This is a genomic window from Psychrobacter sp. GW64-MNA-CIBAN-0177, assembly GCF_040309585.1.
GTDB lineage: Bacteria > Pseudomonadota > Gammaproteobacteria > Pseudomonadales > Moraxellaceae > Psychrobacter > Psychrobacter okhotskensis.
The window spans coordinates 77256-97194 of record NZ_JBEOOY010000011.1 but is presented as its reverse complement, the minus strand read 5'-3'; the positions used below and the strand labels follow the sequence as shown (position 1 = coordinate 97194).

14 protein-coding genes and 1 tRNA gene are annotated in these 19939 nt (G+C 44.1%); 4 read left to right on the top strand and 11 right to left on the bottom strand.

The features are described from left to right. Positions 1 to 331 precede the first annotated feature (331 nt). The 6 genes from cas3f to AAEY79_RS08905 all read right to left on the bottom strand — a co-directional run bounded on the left by cas3f (position 332) and on the right by AAEY79_RS08905 (position 7165). Positions 332 to 3820 carry a type I-F CRISPR-associated helicase Cas3f gene (gene cas3f / locus AAEY79_RS08930; protein ID WP_352288065.1) on the bottom strand — a complete coding sequence of 1163 codons (3489 nt, stop codon included), beginning with the start codon at positions 3818 to 3820 and terminating at the stop codon, positions 332 to 334. A gap of 136 nt (positions 3821 to 3956) precedes the next feature. Continuing rightward, positions 3957 to 4946 (bottom strand): type I-F CRISPR-associated endonuclease Cas1f, encoded by a 990-nt coding sequence (cas1f, locus tag AAEY79_RS08925; protein ID WP_352288062.1) that lies wholly within the window; start codon positions 4944 to 4946, stop codon positions 3957 to 3959. Positions 4947 to 5124: 178 nt separating this feature from the next. Continuing rightward, the gene (locus AAEY79_RS08920; protein ID WP_352288060.1) at positions 5125 to 5445 is read right to left on the bottom strand and encodes a hypothetical protein; all 321 of its coding nucleotides are present in this window, start codon (positions 5443 to 5445) and stop codon (positions 5125 to 5127) included. A 10-nt stretch (positions 5446 to 5455) separates the two neighbouring features. Next, the gene (locus AAEY79_RS08915; protein WP_352288058.1) at positions 5456 to 5746 is read right to left on the bottom strand and encodes a hypothetical protein; all 291 of its coding nucleotides are present in this window, start codon (positions 5744 to 5746) and stop codon (positions 5456 to 5458) included. Then, complete coding sequence (locus tag AAEY79_RS08910; RefSeq protein ID WP_352288055.1) at positions 5733 to 6938, bottom strand: Arm DNA-binding domain-containing protein; 1206 nt, start codon at positions 6936 to 6938, stop codon at positions 5733 to 5735. The genes AAEY79_RS08915 and AAEY79_RS08910 overlap by 14 nt, the downstream gene beginning before the upstream one ends. An 11-nt stretch (positions 6939 to 6949) precedes the next feature. Beyond that, positions 6950 to 7165 (bottom strand): hypothetical protein, encoded by a 216-nt coding sequence (locus tag AAEY79_RS08905; protein ID WP_075107543.1) that lies wholly within the window; start codon positions 7163 to 7165, stop codon positions 6950 to 6952. Between the two features lie 117 nt (positions 7166 to 7282). Between AAEY79_RS08905 and AAEY79_RS08900 the strand changes: the two genes are divergently transcribed. Further along, a complete protein-coding gene (locus tag AAEY79_RS08900) occupies positions 7283 to 7510 on the top strand; it encodes a helix-turn-helix transcriptional regulator (RefSeq protein ID WP_075107579.1) in 228 nt (75 codons plus the stop codon). A gap of 229 nt (positions 7511 to 7739) precedes the next feature. Here the strand turns inward: AAEY79_RS08900 and AAEY79_RS08895 are convergent. Next, a tRNA-Val gene (locus tag AAEY79_RS08895) sits at positions 7740 to 7816 on the bottom strand. Between the two features lie 344 nt (positions 7817 to 8160). Here AAEY79_RS08895 and AAEY79_RS08890 point away from each other — a divergent pair. The 3 genes from AAEY79_RS08890 (at position 8161) to AAEY79_RS08880 (ending at position 11623) form a co-directional block, all read left to right on the top strand. Continuing rightward, on the top strand, positions 8161 to 9363 hold the full coding sequence (locus AAEY79_RS08890) for an iron-containing alcohol dehydrogenase (RefSeq protein ID WP_025651766.1): 1203 nt from the start codon (positions 8161 to 8163) through the stop codon (positions 9361 to 9363). Positions 9364 to 9488: 125 nt separating this feature from the next. Next, positions 9489 to 10382 carry an SMP-30/gluconolactonase/LRE family protein gene (locus AAEY79_RS08885; protein ID WP_025651765.1) on the top strand — a complete coding sequence of 298 codons (894 nt, stop codon included), beginning with the start codon at positions 9489 to 9491 and terminating at the stop codon, positions 10380 to 10382. A 260-nt stretch (positions 10383 to 10642) separates the two neighbouring features. Further along, positions 10643 to 11623 (top strand): glutathione S-transferase family protein, encoded by a 981-nt coding sequence (locus AAEY79_RS08880; RefSeq protein ID WP_025651764.1) that lies wholly within the window; start codon positions 10643 to 10645, stop codon positions 11621 to 11623. Positions 11624 to 11926: 303 nt separating this feature from the next. On the opposite strand, the gene hemB is transcribed toward AAEY79_RS08880, so the two are convergent. From hemB to AAEY79_RS08860, 4 genes are all read right to left on the bottom strand, one after another. After that, positions 11927 to 12934, bottom strand: a complete 1008-nt coding sequence (gene hemB, locus AAEY79_RS08875) for a porphobilinogen synthase (protein ID WP_025651763.1) — start codon at positions 12932 to 12934, stop codon at positions 11927 to 11929. Positions 12935 to 13185: 251 nt separating this feature from the next. Continuing rightward, the gene (locus AAEY79_RS08870) at positions 13186 to 15042 is read right to left on the bottom strand and encodes an efflux transporter outer membrane subunit (RefSeq protein ID WP_101211215.1); all 1857 of its coding nucleotides are present in this window, start codon (positions 15040 to 15042) and stop codon (positions 13186 to 13188) included. Then, the gene (locus AAEY79_RS08865) at positions 15039 to 18278 is read right to left on the bottom strand and encodes an efflux RND transporter permease subunit (RefSeq protein WP_201566816.1); all 3240 of its coding nucleotides are present in this window, start codon (positions 18276 to 18278) and stop codon (positions 15039 to 15041) included. The genes AAEY79_RS08870 and AAEY79_RS08865 overlap by 4 nt, the downstream gene beginning before the upstream one ends. 35 nt (positions 18279 to 18313) lie before the next feature. Continuing rightward, on the bottom strand, positions 18314 to 19720 hold the full coding sequence (locus tag AAEY79_RS08860) for an efflux RND transporter periplasmic adaptor subunit (RefSeq protein ID WP_025651760.1): 1407 nt from the start codon (positions 19718 to 19720) through the stop codon (positions 18314 to 18316). Positions 19721 to 19939 lie beyond the last annotated feature (219 nt).

The following is a 19939-nucleotide window of genomic DNA, read 5'->3' as shown; positions in this document are numbered from 1 at the left end:
GTAGCTTTGATGCTAGCGCATCTAGGCCTCTTTTTCACCTGCTCTTTGATATTGCACTTCATGTGTTAATCTAAGATTTTATAAAACAAGCTATACACATACAAATGTTATGTAGTGGCTAAAAGTATTAGAACATAATCCTTTATCGATAACAACCATGTGTATAACATTTTTAAATAATATCGATTAAATTGTTATAATAACTACCCATCATCTAGGTGGCTTAGAAAATGTGTATAACGTTTTTAAATTTCACCACCGCATAGGTGGCTTCTAGCAAAAGCACGGTTGACGCCGTGCTTTTTTATGCTGACAATTAATGGGCTAAAACCTATCCACGAACAAAACCAAAAAACTCATGAAACCTCCAGCCACTGCTATTACTAGACTTAATGCTATCGAGCGAGACTGATGAGTAAGTAATGGCTAATGAGCGCAGACTTTTATCGGAATATGAAAGTTGCAAATTTTGTAAAACGTCATTCAATGAGACAGTCAACCATGGCTTTATTTGTACATGTTCAAAACTAAAGGTTAGCGGTTGAATGGTTTTATTTTGAGTACTGGATTTGTTCAAACCTTTCTCAAAGACGTCCTCGCTATAATAAGCATCAAAGCCTTGTGTTGGCTCGTCAATATCCTCATCATCATTGACCATCCGTGGAATTAACAACCAATCCTCTTGTGGTATTCCTGCTCGAAAGGGACTGATTTGCTGTAAGTACGTATGAGTACGATTGGCAGTTGCCTTACTATCCCAATAAGCATTAACATAATTAAGTTTAGGGCTGTTTAATAAATGCTGCATGACGCGATGTTCAAGGTCGCTTAGCGTTTCTATGGTTTTGTTTTGAGACCTTGAAATTCTAGGTCTTGAATCGACTTGTGCTAGCTGCTCTTGAGTCATCAATTTATTTAAATCGTAGCTTGGTGGCTTAAATAGTGTGGTCTCAAACCCTGGATGCGTGAAAATAGGTCGTTTGCTATTTGCATGTTTAAAGTAGCGGATATTATATTGCAGCAGTAAAATGTTTGGCTCATTGGCGAGCTTTTCAGGACGATGCCGCCAGACACGCCCAGCCAACTGAATGATAGATCGCATAGAAGAGGGTTCGACGATCGCCCAGTCATAATCATGGTCGCGACCAACTTCGGCAACAGGGGTGGCTAGAACCATAAAGATATGTTTTTTAGCAGCCTGATTAGCAATGGCTTGTTCAATCTCAGGATGATCAAAGATATTGGTTTTCGAGCCGCTACGGTCTAAGATTCTATCGAGCTTATTCTCCAATGCATTGCGTAATAGCAATAGCTGTTTGGCGTGATAGCAGACAACATGTATTATCGTATCCTCTGGTACAGCTATGCCGTCTGCTTTAAATAATTGCATGGCAATATTAGTAATGTTATTGATATTGGCGACACGTACTAGTCCAATACTGACTTGCGTATTATCACTAGATTTTTTCTTATTAAAATTAGGTAGCACTTCATGATGCTTATCATGCAAATTGACAGTCGCATCGACTATCGCTTGTGCCAAAGCGCCATAAAATTGTGTAGCATTATCCTTAGTGTAAGAAGCTGAAAAAGGCAGTATTTCTGCCTGACGTCTAACAGGCTGCTTGGCTAAATAGCTGGCACGCTTATCACAAAATTGTTTATGGGTATTTTGAAAGGCATCAACATCAGCACATTGCTCGGATAGCATCGCTTTAGGTTGCTCATCAAACCAGGCACAAACTACTTTAGGCGCAGGCTTATTTTGACTTTGGTTAAATAGCTTGCGCCCTTCCATGTAAGCTTCGAATAATCCTGTTACTAAGTCAGGCGTCAGAGTGGCAGACGACAGCAGAACACGTGTGCCAAAGAGTCCAGCAAGATGCACCAAACGCGAAAGCGCAGGCAAATCCGCTTGATCAAAATCATCAGGTTCATCAAGTATCAAATCGCTACTGAGTAACCGTAGCATTGGTGCAATATATTTACCACCACGTTTGCATTCGCTCGCTTGGATAATATGGTCAACGGTACAAGTCACGATAGGTGCAAAGATTAAATCGCGCGCTTTAGGACTAGCAATGACGGTATCGAGATTCAGTGCCTCATAGTCCTGATAATCGATATCGCTATCAACAAACTCATCTAACAAATCCTCACTGGACTCACTACCAAAGGTCTCTGTTTCATTATCGGGTTTATCATTTTGTCTATATTCACCGATAATATCTGTAAACTCTTTGCTTTTATCATCGTATGCCAGCTCAAACAGCTTTTTATTCGCGCTGCCCCCAACTAATATGGCTAATTGGTCGCCTTTTAACTTCAGGTTTTTACGAAAGCTTAGCCCTGTCTGTAAAGTTAAAATCCGCAGTCCTAATGCAATGGTAAAACGCGCGCCTTTTTTAGGGTCAGCTAAAGCATACATAATACGAGCATTACCGATAGTTTTACCTGCGCCTGTCGATGCCATATTTACCCCAAAAAACCCATGCTCACGCGTAGTTTCTTGCAAGCCATAGGTCATCTTAAAAGCTTGGTTTTGCCATTTAAAACGCTCTATGCCAGTTGGCTTAGCCAATGGATCGTGATTGCGTAGGGTAGGCATTTCGCTAGCAATAATAGGTAGCGCACGACAAAAATGAGCGGTGAACGCCCCAACACCCAATAAATGCTCCTCTAATGACTGTTTTACAGTGGGCGTGCTAGCGGTTCGGTCAGTGTTGGCAGCTAATTTTTTAAACTGGCTATTAACAGTTATACAACGTGAGTCATTTTCTTTTAGACTGGAATAATTGTGATCACCTACCATTAAACATAAACGCGATAAATGGAGTAAAAACGGATCACTAATAGATTTTTTATCATCAATTGCTTGCTGGCTTATTTGCATCAACGCGGGATCATTGAGTACTTTTTTGCCCCAGCGTTTGATATTTTTTTGCCAAACACGGCTATTAATAACCAAATGCTCAAATTGCCAAAAATCTTTCAGTTGAGCTTTAGTCATCTCCTCTAACGATTTTGGGTTTTTGACCCAATAGTCGTACGGTTTTAAGGTGCTATAAAACTGCTGCAAATTTTGCTTATAAGTTAGTGTCTCTTTGGGCTGCTGCTTACGTTGAATGGCAGTAAAGGAATGAAATACCTTATCCGCAGGTGGCAAACGATGATGGGTAACAATTAACCAAGCTACCCATTGAGCGAGGGGCGGCATCGATTTTATGTTGACGGTATCTTGATTGGCATTAGACAGTGATCTTTCTATATTGTTATTGTCTAACCACGTGTCGAGTTGCATTAACCGTTCAATCCATGATTGATCTGTGGTGCAATCTTTAATCATCAGCTCAAAGAGTTTTAATGATATCCACTCATGACGGTAGGAATCGCCTTGTTTGCTGCCTTTTATGAGTTTGTTTTGAAAGCCAACGGTTGACTTGCCGATATCATGAAGTAGGGCGGCGATGGTGGCGATGATTTGAATACTACTGGCGTAACTCCATTCGTTTTCCCATTCACTATGCATGATGTTTCTTTTAGTACGGTTAACAGGAACAATTCCAACCTCATTAAACTTACGCTTATTGCCCACCACCCACACCAGTTCAGTCAGCTGGCGTGTTTTATTGCGATGACAGCTCACCGCTGTCGATTTAGTTGCTGAGCTGCGTAATAGTTGCTTAACGGTTTTCAGACCTTCCTCAGTGATCGCCGTTTGCCAGACATTGTCACCGATACGGTTGGCAAAGGCATCAAGGATACGCCGCGTGCGACTGAGCGATTTTTTTTCACATTGCGAGACAAAAGTGACAATCATAATGTTAAGTCTACTTATTTATTAATAGTTATATTTGACAGTTCTTAAATTAAAATTTATGTGGATTTGGAAATTCTATTTAAAGAATTTCCCTTGCGCAGCTAAAATTGGCATGCAATTTTCATACGCTGCTCACTCACCAATCTTTGGTCATAGCAATCTGCTTTACTACCTCAAACTGATAATCTAGTGCCTTATGTTTGGTAAACATACTCAGACATTCTTGACGAAACTCTTGCTCACTCATGTTTTCGCTGGCGCAGATAAAGGCGAGGGGCAGCACCAGTGCATCTTTGATAATATCGGCGATATCAAATACCAAAGCGCCGCGCCGAGTCTTGCCGTGCATTACAGCAAAGCCATGCGGAATGCCTAATGTCCATGCTGTTGTTGCGCCAAGTCCGTAGGCTAAGTAGTTACCATGATTGAGAAAGCCATTAGCTTTATCGATACCTTCATGCTCACGAGTAAAGCCATCGTAACCCGTATTCTTTGCCGCCAATTTATAAAGCTGCTTGGTCAGTCGAGCTTCTAATTGCAATAGATGCATGACTTCCATTTGCTGATTGATTTGCCGAATGTTCTCAGTTAGTAATGCTTGCACCGCATCAATATTGATATCAAAGCCCCAACGTTTTAGCTCACTGTCTTTGCTCCATACTGTTTGTAAATAAGCGAGGCGCGCGTGTTGCAACAGTTTCGCTGCCATCAAGCGTTTGTCATCATCCCACCACCAACTCATCCACCCTTGAATGTATTCTGTTGGACGATACTCGCTTTGTGGGGTCATCCACTCGACGTAGACTTCGCGTTCAGCACCCATAAATAACGGTGAACCACCGCCGCCACAAAAGCCGACCAACACCCCAGCTTGTGACAGTAAGCGCATCGCCGCTTGAGTGATCGATGTGCCTGTACCGAGCAGTATTGAAGTGGTATTGGCGATAGGGATGTTGTAATAAAGATTGGCTTTGTCATCTTCAGTAAGGTACAAGACGCGGCCGTCTTTTTGCATAACGCGGCAGTGCGAGAGGTAATAGATATTGGCACGTTTGGAGTGCAAAATGGTTTTGAGATCAGAGGAGGCAAAACTATTGTCGGTATAAGCATTGGTAGGTTTTGCCATAATAGTTCCATTTGTTAAAAATATCGCCATAATTAAGTCATGGGTTTACAGTAACGGAACTATGTTGGTAAAACAACTTATAAAAAAATCTTTACGACAACTGATGTCGCTAAAGATTTAAAAAACAATAAAAAACCAGACAACCTAAGTCGTCTGGCAATAAATTACTTCCAAAAATCTATCTGTCTACAATAAGCTGTCCACCAGAAAAGCTAATACACCCCTCACAAAACCAAGAGTTCAACCTCCTTGCATGAGGAATATCTGCTGGGACATCTAATTGATAGGGACGACCACAGTACTCACAGTGTACGTCATCTAAATAAACCTGACATTTTGCAAGTGTAGTAAATAATGCATCAATCTCCGTGTTGTGGTCATAACAAAGCAGTTCTAAATGCGCTATATAATCACTGGGCGACGCATAGGACCAATACTCATAGCACAGACGCTTTGCTGTATCCTCCAGAGCTGAATCAAAGACGAAGTTCATGCTCATAATACCCTCCTTAGTATCCATAGCCATTTTGTGGTAGTAGCTCGTAGAGCTCACTCTGTAGCTGACTACACATATCATCAAAGACATAGTCGAGATTAGTTTCTAAGCGCTTCTGTACCCATATGCGCAGCGCCGTATGATTATCAAAGCAACTATCAATACTTAGGAACCTAGCCAAACCAGTACCTGACTGAATACAGAGCTCACAGATAAGGTAGTTAGCAATATTATCTGCACCATTACTGACATAGCCACTAGGTTTAAATGTCGCATGCAGCTTATCGTAATCAATCATCTTCATGGTAAGCCCCCTTATCGGTAGATACTTGAGCAATCTGACTGCGATTGACCAATGCTTCAAATGCACTACCATCCTGCCGAGTCATATTCGGTACGTAACGGCTATACGTGTTGAATAGCATCTTGGTCGTAGAGTGTCCCATTTGACTGGCAATCCACTCAGGACTTTCGCCAGCAGCTAACCATAGCGTTGCTGCGGTATGACGAGTCTGATAAGCATTACGCTTTTTGAGACCCAAAATTTTAAGAGTAGGGTGCCAAACACGTTTGTTCACGTTGTTGTAATCAAGTGGTTCACCCGTATGCGCGCAAAATACATAGTCAGATTGCTTATAAGTGATAGCCTGCTGTTCCTTCAGAGCATCGTAGACCCAAGGTGACATTTGAATCGCACGGTAAGACTCTTGAGTCTTAGGAGGAACAATTTTGCCTTTGACATAAGCTTGTTTGATCACAATCTCACGTCGATTAAAGTCAATGTTCTCCCAAGTCAATCCATCAATTTCACTCGTACGCATACCTGTGAAAAAACGTACCAGATAATAATTGCGATAGTCTGCTCTTACACCATTAATAAACGTCCAAACCTCGTTCAGTGTGAATGGTTGAATATCTGTTTTGGGCTGTTTGAGCGCATTGATATCGTAGTAAGGATTATCAAACTGATAGCGTTTCGCTGCTTCTTTTAGTATCATACCTAAAGGTACCATGATCGAATTGATGCGTGCCGCTGACAGATGTTTGTTAGCTTTTCCGTACGTTACTTTGGCGAGCGATGAACGGAAGGCTAATACATCTGTCTTTTTTATGAGATGAATGGGCTTAGTCCCAAACTTAGCAATCAAGTACATATCAATAATCTCCTTTATTTTGCGCTTGTAAGTATCACGCCATTCAATTTCTTTTTCAGAGAACCATAATTCTGCAAACTGTTCAAAAGAAGGCGTATCGGTACTAATGCATTCCTTGCGATCGTTTAACGCAACCATCTGTGCCGCTTTATCACTTTTTGGAAAGTACTTAGCGTAGTTGAACAGTCCTAAAACGATTTCCGCTTCCATTTTCTCAATCACTTTTTCAAGCTTCTTGCGATTCGCTGGTGTGTCTGTCAGGTTTGTCGTCTCCCGACAGCGTATACCCATATAGTAAAAATCTACAACAAGCTTGCCGTATCTACTTCTGATACTAGCCATTCTATTTCTCCTTATTGAAGTGCCATGGCATTGACGCTACCGGCGATACCAGTGCGCATATCCTTTTCAATTTCTTCCCAAATGTACAAAATCTTACGACCACCAAATGGACGTATGTAATGAATACCCTCGATAAGCACACTATCCTTGAGCTCATTACGGATAGTACGAGGGTTGTATTTGATGAGCTCAGAAAGCTCTTGGGTAGTTAGGTAGGTATGTGACATAATATGTTCCTTATATAAAGTTTAACCATAATGGTACTTTTAAATACCATAGTTGTAATTTACCATAAATTTATAACTATGCAAGTACTTTTTATAATTATAATTGGAGTTTATAGAATGATAGTTAACCATCTCCCAACTTTGTTAGCTGAAAGAAGGCTAAAAGTAGCGGATGCCGTACGAGCAACAGGGGTAAGCAAGACGACATTACATAAGATATATAATGATCAATCATCTAGAATTGATTTTGATACTATAGATAAGCTTTGTGAGTATTTAGAAGTAGAGGTGGGGGATATTTTTGAATATGTAAAAGAGGATAAAGAGAAAAATACTCAGAAATAGGTTTTAGCTTACAGTTTAAAGTAGAGGTCAAAAAGAGGGTTTTAATTTTAATGGTTTTTAAGGGTCGGTCACGTTTTGGTCACCATTTGGTCACCGTCACTTTTTTAAATGATTTAAATCTGATTGTATAATCATGACTATGAGTCGATGAAGACAAGTATTTTCCGCTACAGCCCATATTTTACGGACAAAAAAAAGCCCCAATCTGAAGATTGGGGCTTTCTAAATTTGGTAGGCATAAGCAGATTCGAACTGCTGACCTCTACCATGTCAAGGTAGCGCTCTAACCAACTGAGCTATACGCCTATTTAGGTTGAGCATTTTAGCAAGTTTTTCAGACTTTGCAAGTCTTTTTTATAACAATGTTAAGTTATTATTTTAATAGCGAGCTATTGTCTGTCGTGACTTAGTCCAATATAGCTTTATTTGAATGATATTAGCCAGTTTTATTGAGTAAATGAGCACAAAATAAGCAGTCATTTCCTATGATATGTGGCATTATCAACTCAGCAGTATTTTCTATGCGTTGCACTGAAGCGCTCTATTTTTGAGGTTTTTGTTGTACAACCACAGCCGATAGACTGTGGTGATATGCGCCGTACTTATTTTAATGACTGCATAAAATTTCGTAATAGAACAAGGAATGTTCAATGGTAGATTTAACGTTTTTAACCACTCCGAAAATCGTTTGTAAGTCAGGCGGATTAACGAGTGAGCTCGGTCAGTTAGCAAAATCATTATTGGGTGATAACTTAACTGACGATGCCGCAAGTATGAATGGCAATCTACCGATGGCACTATTGGTGACAGACCCTGGCATCGTCCAGTTCGGCTATGCCAAGCAAGCTTGTGCGTCATTAGAGCTAGCAGGTTTTCAAGTCACTGTATTTGATGGTGTGCAGGCAGACCCTCCTTACGAAGTTGTTCGGCAAGCCGCCAAAATTGGCAAAGAGTCGGACGCAACTGTGGTGATAGGGCTTGGGGGTGGCAGCTCGATGGATACTGCAAAAATCGTTGCGCTCGCTATTCATTCGACCCAGTCGTTAGATGACATGGTGGGTAACGAGCAAGCAACAGGCACTCGATTGCCCCTTATTGCTATTCCGACCACGGCAGGTACTGGCTCAGAGATGACCTTTGTCTCGGTGTTGACTGGTGATAAAGGCGACAAAAAAGCCATTTATTCTTCTAAATTGTTGCCTGATATAGCACTGCTCGATGCTGCGCTTACCTTGGGCATGCCAAGACATGTAACGGCTGCCCCAGCATTGGATGCGATGGTGCATTGTATCGAAGCCTATACCAGCCGTACCAAGAAAAACCCCATATCTGATGCCCTCGCAGTCAAAGGTCTAAAGCTTTTAACGCAAAACTTTATGACGGTGCTAGAGGACGGCAACGATATAACAGCACGGGAAAACATGTTATTAGGCTCAACCTTAGCGGGCATGGCCTTTGTCAATGCGTCGGTCGCAGCGGTGCATGGCTTATCTTATCCGTTGGGTGCCAAGTTTCATGTGCCCCATGGTCATTCTAATGCCTTAGTGATGGGGCCAGTCTTTCGTTTTAATATCGAGGCCGCAAGTCGCCATTATGCTGAGCTTGCCAGTGTCATTATGCCGCAGCGTCAGTTCGCAGATGAGCAAGCAGCGGCGCATGCGTTCGTCGATGAGATAGAAGGCTATTTAAACAAAAGTGGCTTGCCTACGAGGCTAAGTGAAGTGGGAGTGACGGAAGCTGATTTATTGCCGATGGCGACCGAAGTGGTAGAAAAAATTGCTCGGCTGATCGCTACAAACCCGCGTGATATGAGCATAGAAGAGGTACGGCAGATGTACCAGAGTGTCCTATAGCTTCTTATCTATTTCAACCCTTAAACCGATATACCTTTGATTAATGACACTTTTGATCAGTTAGACCTTTGAGTAAGCAAGGCCGCTTACCTTATTAGCCTCATCAACCACAAGGAGTACTCTTTATGAGTCAACGTGAATTCACTACGCTAGCCACAGGTTTTACCTATACCGAGGCCCCACGATGGCGGGATGGTAAGCTTTGGATATCAGATTTTTATACCAAGTGCGTATACTCAATAGATTTGGATGGCACGGTAACGACCATTGCCGAAGTACCCAATCAACCCTCTGGCTTGGGCTGGCTACCAAATGATACCTTGTTGGTGGTGTCTATGAAAGACAAAAAAGTCATGAAAATTAAAGAAGATGGCAGTCTAGAAGAGTACGCAGACTTATCTAGTATTGCCAAAGGCTATTGCAACGATATGTACGTCGATGACCACGGTCGCTGTTATGTGGGCAACTTTGGTTTTAACTTGATGAACGGCGGCGATATGGATACTGCTTGTCTGATTATGATTGATATCGATAGCACGCTAAAAGTCGTCGCAGATGAATTATACTTTCCTAATGGCACGGTCAGAACGCCGGATAAACGCACCTTAATCATCAACGAATCTTTCGGTAATAGAGTGTCCGCCTTTGCTATTCAAGACGATGGTACCCTTGGCGAGCGCAAAGACTGGGCGGTATTTGGCCCCCTTGCTACCGGACCTAACTTCGGTGATTATGCGCAGGCTTCAGTGGTTGCTCCAGATGGCGCGTGTATCGATGCTGAAGGAGCGGTATGGATATCAGACTGCTTGGGTCAGCAAGCAGTGCGAGTCAAAGATAACAAAATCGTAGAGACCATTGATTTATCACCCTTTAATGTAGGTACGTTCGCTTGTGAATTGGGCGGCGTAGATGGCAAGACCTTGTTCTTATGTGTGGCACCAGATTTTGAAGAGCATAAACGTACTCAAGCGCGTGAGGGAGAGATTTGGATGACTAAAGTAGCGGTTGGTGCAGCCTAATATCTGCTGAGCTGTTGGCGCATGTACTATGCTACAACAGCTTTTTGCTGTCAGAACTACTAAAATTAAAACAGACTAGAGTGATGCAATATAACTTGCATCATTTTTTGTTGTGCCTCAATAGGAGTGATGCTTTACTATGAATAGACTGATTTACGTTAAAAATGTTTATCCCATAATGAAGTCGGTATAAGCGGTAGTTATTGGGATAGTTTTTAAATGAGCATAGTCATAAAAATACAGGTAATTAGGAGTTTGATATGGGCTTGTTAGTCGATGGTCAATGGCAAGATCAATGGTATGACACCAAAGCTAGCGGTGGTCGCTTTCAGCGCGAAGATGCTAGATTTAGGAATTGGATAACGGCAGATGGTCGTGCAGGTCCATCTGCTGTAGGTGGCTTTGAAGCTGAGCCTGATCGTTACCATCTCTATGTCTCTTTGGCTTGCCCATGGGCGCATCGCACCACGATTTATCGCAAGCTCAAAGGTTTAGAAGACATGATTTCACTGTCTGTCGTTCATCCGTTTATGGGTGAGGAGGGCTGGACGTTTGCTGAGGGTGAGGGCGTGATTGCCGATCCATTGAACAATGCAACCCATGCTTATGAGATCTATGTCGCGGCAAAGTCCGACTACACCGGGCGCGTGACAGTGCCAATATTATGGGATAAAAAAACCAAAACGATCGTTAGCAATGAATCGTCTGAAATCATTCGTATGCTCAATTCAGCCTTCGATGAGGTTGGCGCACTAGCAGGTAATTTTCTACCGTCAGAATTATTAGCAGAGATTGATGAGATTAATGCCTTTGTTTATTCTACCGTTAATAATGGTGTCTACAAATCAGGATTTGCAAGCACGCAAGAGGCTTATGAAGAAGCGGTGACTGAGCTGTTTGCTGCGCTAGATACCTTAGAGGCGCGTTTGGCAAATCAACGTTATTTGGTAGGAAGTACGATAACCGAGGCGGACTGGCGCTTGTTCACGACTTTGATACGTTTTGATGCCGTGTATGTTGGGCATTTCAAATGTAATCTGCACCGCATCGTTGATTACCCAAATCTCTGGGGCTATCTGCGTGATTTATACCAAGTACCAGGTATTGCTGAAACGGTCAATATGACGCATATTAAGCAGCATTATTACACCAGTCATGCCAATATTAACCCGACTGGTATCGTACCAGTGGGTCCTATTATTAATTTTAATACACCACACAATCGTGAGCATCTATCGTGACTGAAAAGTAATACAGATATATCAGCAATACTGTCGCGTTTTTAGGATATTTTGCCTATAGCTGACTGTTGCGTTAAGTAGCAAGTAACGTGAGCAAAAGCCATTTACCCGCTACGGAAAGGTCATAAAAAAATCGCCCCAGCTGACTTAAGCCAGCTGGGGCGATTTTGTGTTGAAAGGCATTGAATCGGCTTATCATTTTTCTTGAGCTTGAGCTTGAGCTTGAGCTTGAGCTTGAGCTTGAGCTTGAGCTTGAGCTTGAGCTAAAAATGTCTAAGCCTACATAATGGTACCTAACAGCGCTTAAGCGTTGTTTAGCTGGCGTGCTGCCTCTAGCGCAAAATAAGTCAAGATACCATCAGCACCAGCACGGCGGAAGCCAATCAGAGATTCTAGGATAACATCATCACTTAACCAGCCATTTTGAATGGCGGCCATGTGCATGGCATATTCGCCAGAGACCTGATAAGCAAATGTCGGTACACCAAAGGTATCTTTGACTTCACGAATAAGGTCTAAATACGGCTGACCGGGTTTAATCATCACCATATCAGCGCCTTCATTGATGTCCATGGCGACTTCATGTAAAGCTTCAGCGCGATTGCCGAAGTCCATTTGATATTGCTTTTTATGACCACCTTTTAAGTTGCCAGCACTACCAACGGCATCACGGAACGGGCCGTAATAGGCGGAGGCGTATTTGGCTGAGTAAGCCATGATGGCTGTATTGACAAAGCCTTCTGACTCAAGCGCCTCACGCATGACTTTGATACGGCCATCCATCATATCGCTGGGTGAGATAATATCAGCGCCAGCACGAGCGTGGACAAGCGCTTGCTTGACCAATACTTCGATGGTCGAATCGTTCATGACATAGCCGCTGTCATCGAGCAGACCATCTTGACCGTGTGAGGTGTAAGGGTCTAAGGCCACATCGGTCATCACCACCATTTCTGGCAATGCATCTTTGATGGCTGTTACTGCGCGCGCAGCGAGGCCATTTTCATCATAGGCTGATTTGCCATCAGGTGTTTTTAAGGCGTTATCAATGACAGGGAAGATATCAAGGGTCGTGACCCCTTCTGCTAACAGCTCTTTGGCATAATCAATTAGCAAATCAATTGACAAGCGTTCGACACCCGGCATACTGGCGATCGTCTCGCGCTGGTTGTTGCCTTCTAGTACAAACACAGGGGCAATAAAATGCTTGGGATGTAACTCTACTTCGCGAATCATCGCTCGCACATTATCGTTATAACGCAAGCGGCGCAAGCGAGTGGCAGGGTATTGGCGGTTAAAGGTATAGCTCATAATCATTCCTTACTTATGGTTGTTTTACTCATTATTGTTGTAAATCACTAAAAATAGATTTTGTTATATAGTGCGTGATGTATTGATATTACTTTTCACTGACTATATTTGCTGCTCATATCGTGCCACTACTATAACCAAAGACAGCTGGCGAAAGCAAAAAGCCCTACCAAGTCGGCAGGGCTGATTGTATTTATCGACTGTCAACGTAATGCGTAAGCAACGTCATCAAACAAAGGTTTCAGAATAGCCTAAGGCTCATTAATCTGAGTCACAGGAACTTGTTCAACGCCAGCTTCTTTAAAAGTCGTCTCCTCAGTAATCACACCCACTGCCGCGTCTGTTTTGCCATCGTTATTGACATCAACGACAGCCGTGGGGTTAAAGGTAGTGATTTCTGATGGTTGTGACTGCTTAATCGCTTGAGCTTCTTGCACAGAAGCCACTCGTGCAGAGCTAGCTGCATCAATCGCGTTGGCTGCTTTGGTTTTGTTGCTATACGCAGGGAAATTGACCGCTTGCACCAAGTTGGTGTGTTGCGGCACAGGAATCACCGTTGGCACATCAAGGTTGGCACCGCCACCGAGCGCTTGGTATAACTCAATTTGGCTGACGAGTTTTTGTAGTTCTAGATCCAAAATTCCTTGTTGGGTCGAGAATAGCGAACGCTGGGCATCGAGTACATCTAGATAGTTTGAGATACCGGCTTTAAAGCGTGCATCGGCAATTTGATAAGTCTGCTCAAAGTTATCTTGTAGACGATACTGTGCTTCTAGCTGCTCACCCAAGGTGGCGCGTGTCGCTAGTACATCCGAGACTTCACGGAATGCCGTTTGAATAGAGCCTTCATAGTTGGCAAGCGTTTGCTCACGTTCAATTCTGGCCACATCATATTCTGCATCTAAACGACCTGCATCAAAGATTGGGACACTAATACTTGGGCCGAATGACCAGCCGACAGCGCCGCTCTTGAATAAGTCATCTAAGCTACCGCTACTGACACCAATACTACTCGCTAGGCTAATAGAGGGGAAGTAAGAGGCACGTGCCACTTCTATATTGGCACCAGCGGCTTTTAGGTTGTATTCCGCTTGCAGGACGTCAGGACGATAGCGCAACAACTCACTTGGTAGGCCAGCATTAAAGATTTTCTGGCTAGTGATATTGCTAACGGCAGGCGTTGGAATCAGCTCGTTAGGAATCGGAGCACCAATCAAATATTGCAGGGCATTACGCGAGGTCAAGATACTGCTCTGCGCCCGCAATACGGCAAGTTTAGCATTCTCTAAAGAAGCACTGGCTTGCAACGAAGGCAGTCTAGGATCAATCCCTGCCTCAAACCGTTTGGTCGCAATGAATAACGATCGTTCACGACTCTCAACCGTGGCTTCTGCCAACTTAAGCTGCGCTAAGCTATAGCTTAGATTGGCATAGCTTTGGGCAATGTTACTGATCAGACTGATCTGCGTCGAATCTTTGGCTGCGGTGGTCGCCAAGAAATTTTGCAAAGCTTGGTCTTTTAGACTAGCAATCTTACCCCAAAAATCCAGCTCATAATTGGCCAACCCTAGGTTGACGTTATAACTACTATTGGGGTTTTTGTCCGTTCTGTTCTGTGCTTGGCGCGTGTAACCACCACTACCATTGATGGTCGGCAGATCGTTAATATCGGTGATTTGATATTGCGCTCGTGCTTTTTCGATAGCTAGGCGTGCGCTCTCAAAGTCTTTATTGTTCTCTAATCCTAATGCAATTAGCCCTTTTAGGCGCTCATCACTATAGAAGTTCTGCCAGCGTTGTCCCGCAATACTAGGCTGGGCTGCGTTACTGGCCGTTTCCTTATCAAAGGCACCGTAGCTTTGTTCGATAGGGATGTTAGGCTCGGCAAGTACAGGACGGCTATCGGCTTTTGGAATGGTATTACAAGCCGCCATGCTCATCGCTAAAGCCGTTAAGCTGATTAAGCGAACACTATTTCTGCGCACTCGTGCAATAGTTGGGCTCGCAAATCTAGCAACCAGCGCTGCCTGTTCGCCTGACATTGGGCGCACATGAGCAGTAGTTGTGACTACCGCTGCTGAGTTAGTAGTAAAAGGTTGTGAACTCATTGTGTATTATCTCCAAAGCTTGCAGGCTGATAACTCTCAGAGGGAGTTGGGTTCTGCGGACCAGGCGTACCATTGTCATCGCCGCCATCGCCTTTATCATTTGGCTTGTTGTTGGCATATTTGTACGGGAACGCACTGCGTACCCAAATGTAGAACATCGGGATAAAGAAGATGCCTAACAAGGTTGCCGTTACGACACCGCCAACCACACTGGTACCAATAGCATTTTGACTGCCTGAACCTGGACCAGTCGCCAAGAATAATGGCACAACACCCAGACCAAAGGCAAGTGAGGTCATGATAATTGGACGCAGACGTTGGCGTGCCGCCGTCATGACCGCATCTTTTAGACTATAGCCTTCCTCTTGATGGTCTTTAGCAAACTCGATAATCAAGATGGCGTTTTTAGCCGATAGACCAACCACCGTCAGTAGACCTACTTGCAAGTAGATATCGTTGGCGAAGCCTCGTAACCACGTAAATATCACCGCACCCAATACCCCAAGTGGAATAACCAATAGGACAGAGAAGGGGATAGACCAGCTCTCATATAGTGCCGCCAAGCACAAGAATACGACTAAGATTGAAAGCGCGTAAAGCATCGGCGCCTGGGCACCTGATTTTTGCTCTTCCAATGACATACCCGTCCACTCGTAACTGATGCCTTCAGGTAATTTGTCTATCATGGCTTCCATTGAGCTCATGGCTTCACCAGTACTCAAACCTGGGGCTGCACTACCTTGGATATTCATTGATGGTAAGCTGTTATAGCGGGTCAGACGCGGTGAGCCTGACTGCCATTCACTGGTCGAAAAGGCATCAAATGAAATCATATCATTCGTCTCGTTTCGTACATACCACTTACCAATGTCATCAGGGTTGGTACGGCTGCTGGCTTCACCTTGTACATAGACACGTTTGATACGGCCACGATCGATAAAGTCGTTGACGTAGCTTGAGCCCCATGCAGTCGAGATGACGCTATTGATATTACCTAGCGACAAGCCATAAGCGGCTGCTTGCTCTTGGTTGATATTGACCTTGAGCTGCGGTGAGTCTTCTTGACCGTTTGGACGTACACCAGCGACTTGATCATTCTGTCCTGCCATACCTAAGAGCATATTACGTGCTTCAAGTAGGCCATCGTGACCAAGGTTACCATTATCTTGAATCATTAAATCAAAACCACTGGCATTACCAAGCTCAGTAATGGCTGGTGGTACAATGGCAAATACTTGTGCTTCATTTATCTGAGTAAAGAAATAACCCATTGCCCGACCAGCAACGGCTTGGGCCGTATTTTCATCACCGGAACGCTTGTCCCAATCTGACAAGCGAACGAATGCGAGTCCCATGTTTTGGCCTTGACCAGCAAAGCTGAAGCCTGCAATGGTAAAGACAGAGGCAATGTTATCGGTTTCTTGAGTGTCGTAATAGTTTCTGACTTTATCGAGCACTTCTTGCGTTTCATCTAATGTCGAACCAGCAGGAAGCTGAACCAAGGTAAACATAATACCCTGATCTTCTTCTGGTAAAAACGAGCCGGGAATACGTAAGAATACCACCACCATGACGCCGATAATGGCCGCATAACCAATCAAATATAGCCATTTGAAACGAATGCTTTTACCAACAAAGCCCTCGTATGAACGACTAAGCTTAAAGAACGAGCGGTTAAACCAGCCAAAGAAGCCTTTTTGCTTTTCGTCCTTGCCCTTTTCATGGCTCTTGCCACGTTTTAGTAAGGTCACGCATAGCGCAGGGGTAAAGACAAGGGCAACCAATGCCGAGAGTACCATAGCGGTAATCAAAGTGATGGAGAACTGGCGATAAATCACACCTGTTGAGCCACCAAAGAACGCCATCGGTACGAATACCGCTGATAAAATCAGGGCAATACCAATAACGATCTTACTGATTTCCCCCATCGATTGAGTGGTCGCGTCTTTGATAGAGATATCGGGGTCTTCCTCCAAGATACGCTCAACGTTCTCTACCACGACAATCGCATCATCGACCAGCAGACCGATGGAGAGAACCATAGCAAACATGGTCAAGACGTTGATACTAAAGCCTGCAATATACAACACTGCAAAGGTACCCAAGAGTACGACAGGTACGGCAAGGGTCGGGATAATGGTGGCACGCCAGTTCTGTAAGAAAATGAACATAACGATAAATACCAACACAATCGCTTCAATGAGGGTCATAACGACTTGTTCGATAGACAAGCGTACAAAGGGTGTGGTGTCATACGGAACGACTGAGGCTAGACCAATTGGGAAGTTTTTTTCCAGCTCAGCCATACGTGCGCCGACGGCTTCACGAGTCTCAAGGGCGTTTGCGCCACCAGCAAGTGAAATACCTAAACCGGCTGCTTCTTGACCATTGTATAAAGACACAACGCTATAGTTTTCACTGCCAATCTCGACATCTGCCACATCGCCTAAGCGCACTTGTGCGCCTGAGGTATCTGTTTTTAGTAGAATGTTTCGGAATTCTTCAGGCGTTTGAAGATAGCTTTGCACCGTGACCGTAGCATTGATAACCTGTTGGTCAGTATCAGCAGGTGCTTGACCTAACTGACCGGCAGATACTTGCGCGTTCTGCGCTCGTATCGCATTGACCACATCAGAAGGCACCATGTTATAGCTACGTAGGCGTGAAGGGTCAAGCCATACACGCATCGCATAGGTAGAGCCAAAGACTTGAACTTCACCCACACCCTCTACACGACTGATCGAATCGACGACATTAGAGTTAATATAATCGGCAATATCTGCCCGATCCATGGTGCCATCTTCAGAAATAAATGCTTGCACCATCAAAAAGCTGCTAGACGATTTATTGACGTTGACACCTTGACGCTGAACAGACTCAGGCAAGGAGCTCATCGCTGCTTGCAGTTTGTTCTGTACTTGTACTTGAGCTGTGTCAGGATCTGTGCCGTTTTCAAAGGTAAGCGTCACTGAAGCGCTACCATTTGACGAGCTCGATGACGACATATACATCAGACCATCGAGGCCTTTCATACGTTGCTCAATGATCTGTACGACTGAGTTTTCGACGGTTTGTGCATTAGCACCAGGATAGCTTGCACTGACCGAAATAGTCGGCGGTGCAATACGTGGATACTGTTCGATCGGTAGATTAATAACCGATATCACCCCGATGAGCATGACCAAAATAGCCATAACCCATGCAAAAATAGGGCGATTAATAAAAAAACGTGACATAGTATATCCCTAAGTCTTCCTATCTTTGAATGGAATTAGTTAGCAGCGGTTTCTGTAGGTTTCTTAGCAGAAGTTTCGTTACCAGCTGGCTTATCCACCGTTTTTGCAGCTTGCTGAGGCGTTTTGGCGTTTGGCGTGCCTTGTCCTTTTGCAGATGGTGCTGGATTGGCGTTTTCGAGTGGCTTAGCGACTACCTCTTGTTCAGGTTTGACTTTTGAGCCGCCAATCACCACCACTTTATCACCTGCTTTTAGACCGTCAGTGACAACCCACTGTCCGTTGTAAGTACCATTAATAGTAACTGGACGTACTTGGATTTTGTTGTTTTCATCGACGATATAGACTTGCGTCTCACTCTTAGATGTACGTGTCACTGCGCTTTGCGGGACTAATGCCGCATTGGTAATGACACTTTGGGTCAAGCGGGCAGTCACATACATACCTGGCAGCAAGATGTTGTTGCTGTTTGGGAAGATGGCACGTAAGGTAACCGCGCCAGTTGACTCATCCACTTTTGCTTCAGATAGTGCAAGCTTACCGCGTACCGGATAGACCGAGCCATCCTCTAGTACCAATTCAACCGAGTTCATACCGGGCTGCGCTTTGCCTTCCGATATTTGCTGGCGCAATTTCAACAGCTCAGACGAAGACTGACTGATGTCGACATAGATAGGATCTAAGCGCGAGATAGTCACCAACGGATTGGCTTGACTGGCACTAACCAAAGTACCAGCCGTCACATTTGAGCGCTCTGTGCGCCCTGAGATTGGTGCCCGTACGATGGTACGGTTCAGATCAAGGGTACTGGACTCTAAACCTGCTTTCGCGGTTTGAATGCCCGCTTTTGCGCTTTCGATACCTGCTTGCGTTTGACCGACAGTCGCTCGTGCACTGTCTAATGCAGCTTGTGCAGTACGGACTTGCGTTTGTGCTTGATCGTATTGTTGCTTCGAGATAGCATCAATCTCCACAAGCCCTTGTAGGCGCTGGAAGTCATTAACCGCTTGAGCTAATGACGCTTGGCGACTGCCCAATTCAGCTTTGGCATTGGCATTATTGGCCAGCGATGTCTGATAATTGGCTTGCGCCTGAGCGACCGCTGCTTCACCACTGGTGATAGAGGTGGCATAGTTATCAGTATTGATACGATAGAGCGGTTGGTCTTTTTTGACGTTACCACCTTCACGGAACAATACTTCGTCAATGACGCCATTGACCTGTGGGCGAACATCAGCGGTTTGATAAGCCGCTGTACGTCCAGAGAATGTCTGTACTTGAGGTACGGTATCGAAAGTGACGGTTTGAACGTTGACGACGGCAGGCGGCATCTGCTGCTGTGCGGCAGCATCAGCGCCAGCGGCGTCCTCGTTTTTGTCACAGCCAACCAGTACAGCTCCAGATAGTACAGATGCTATTACAAGCGCAAGATAAGAGTGCTTCATCAATGTCCTCGGCAATATAAATAAATAATGACAGTATAAAAAGTGTATAAATAAATCTTAATGTATTGAATGCTTTAGGTAGTAAAGACAGGGTAGTCTTGAAGCTAAGTGCACCACCATATCTTGCACATATCGCTTTTAATAGAATCAGTTCCAATCGAACCAATTTTAGTAGTAGATTACGACTACAACATCCCGTCGCTAAGTTTACATTCTGAA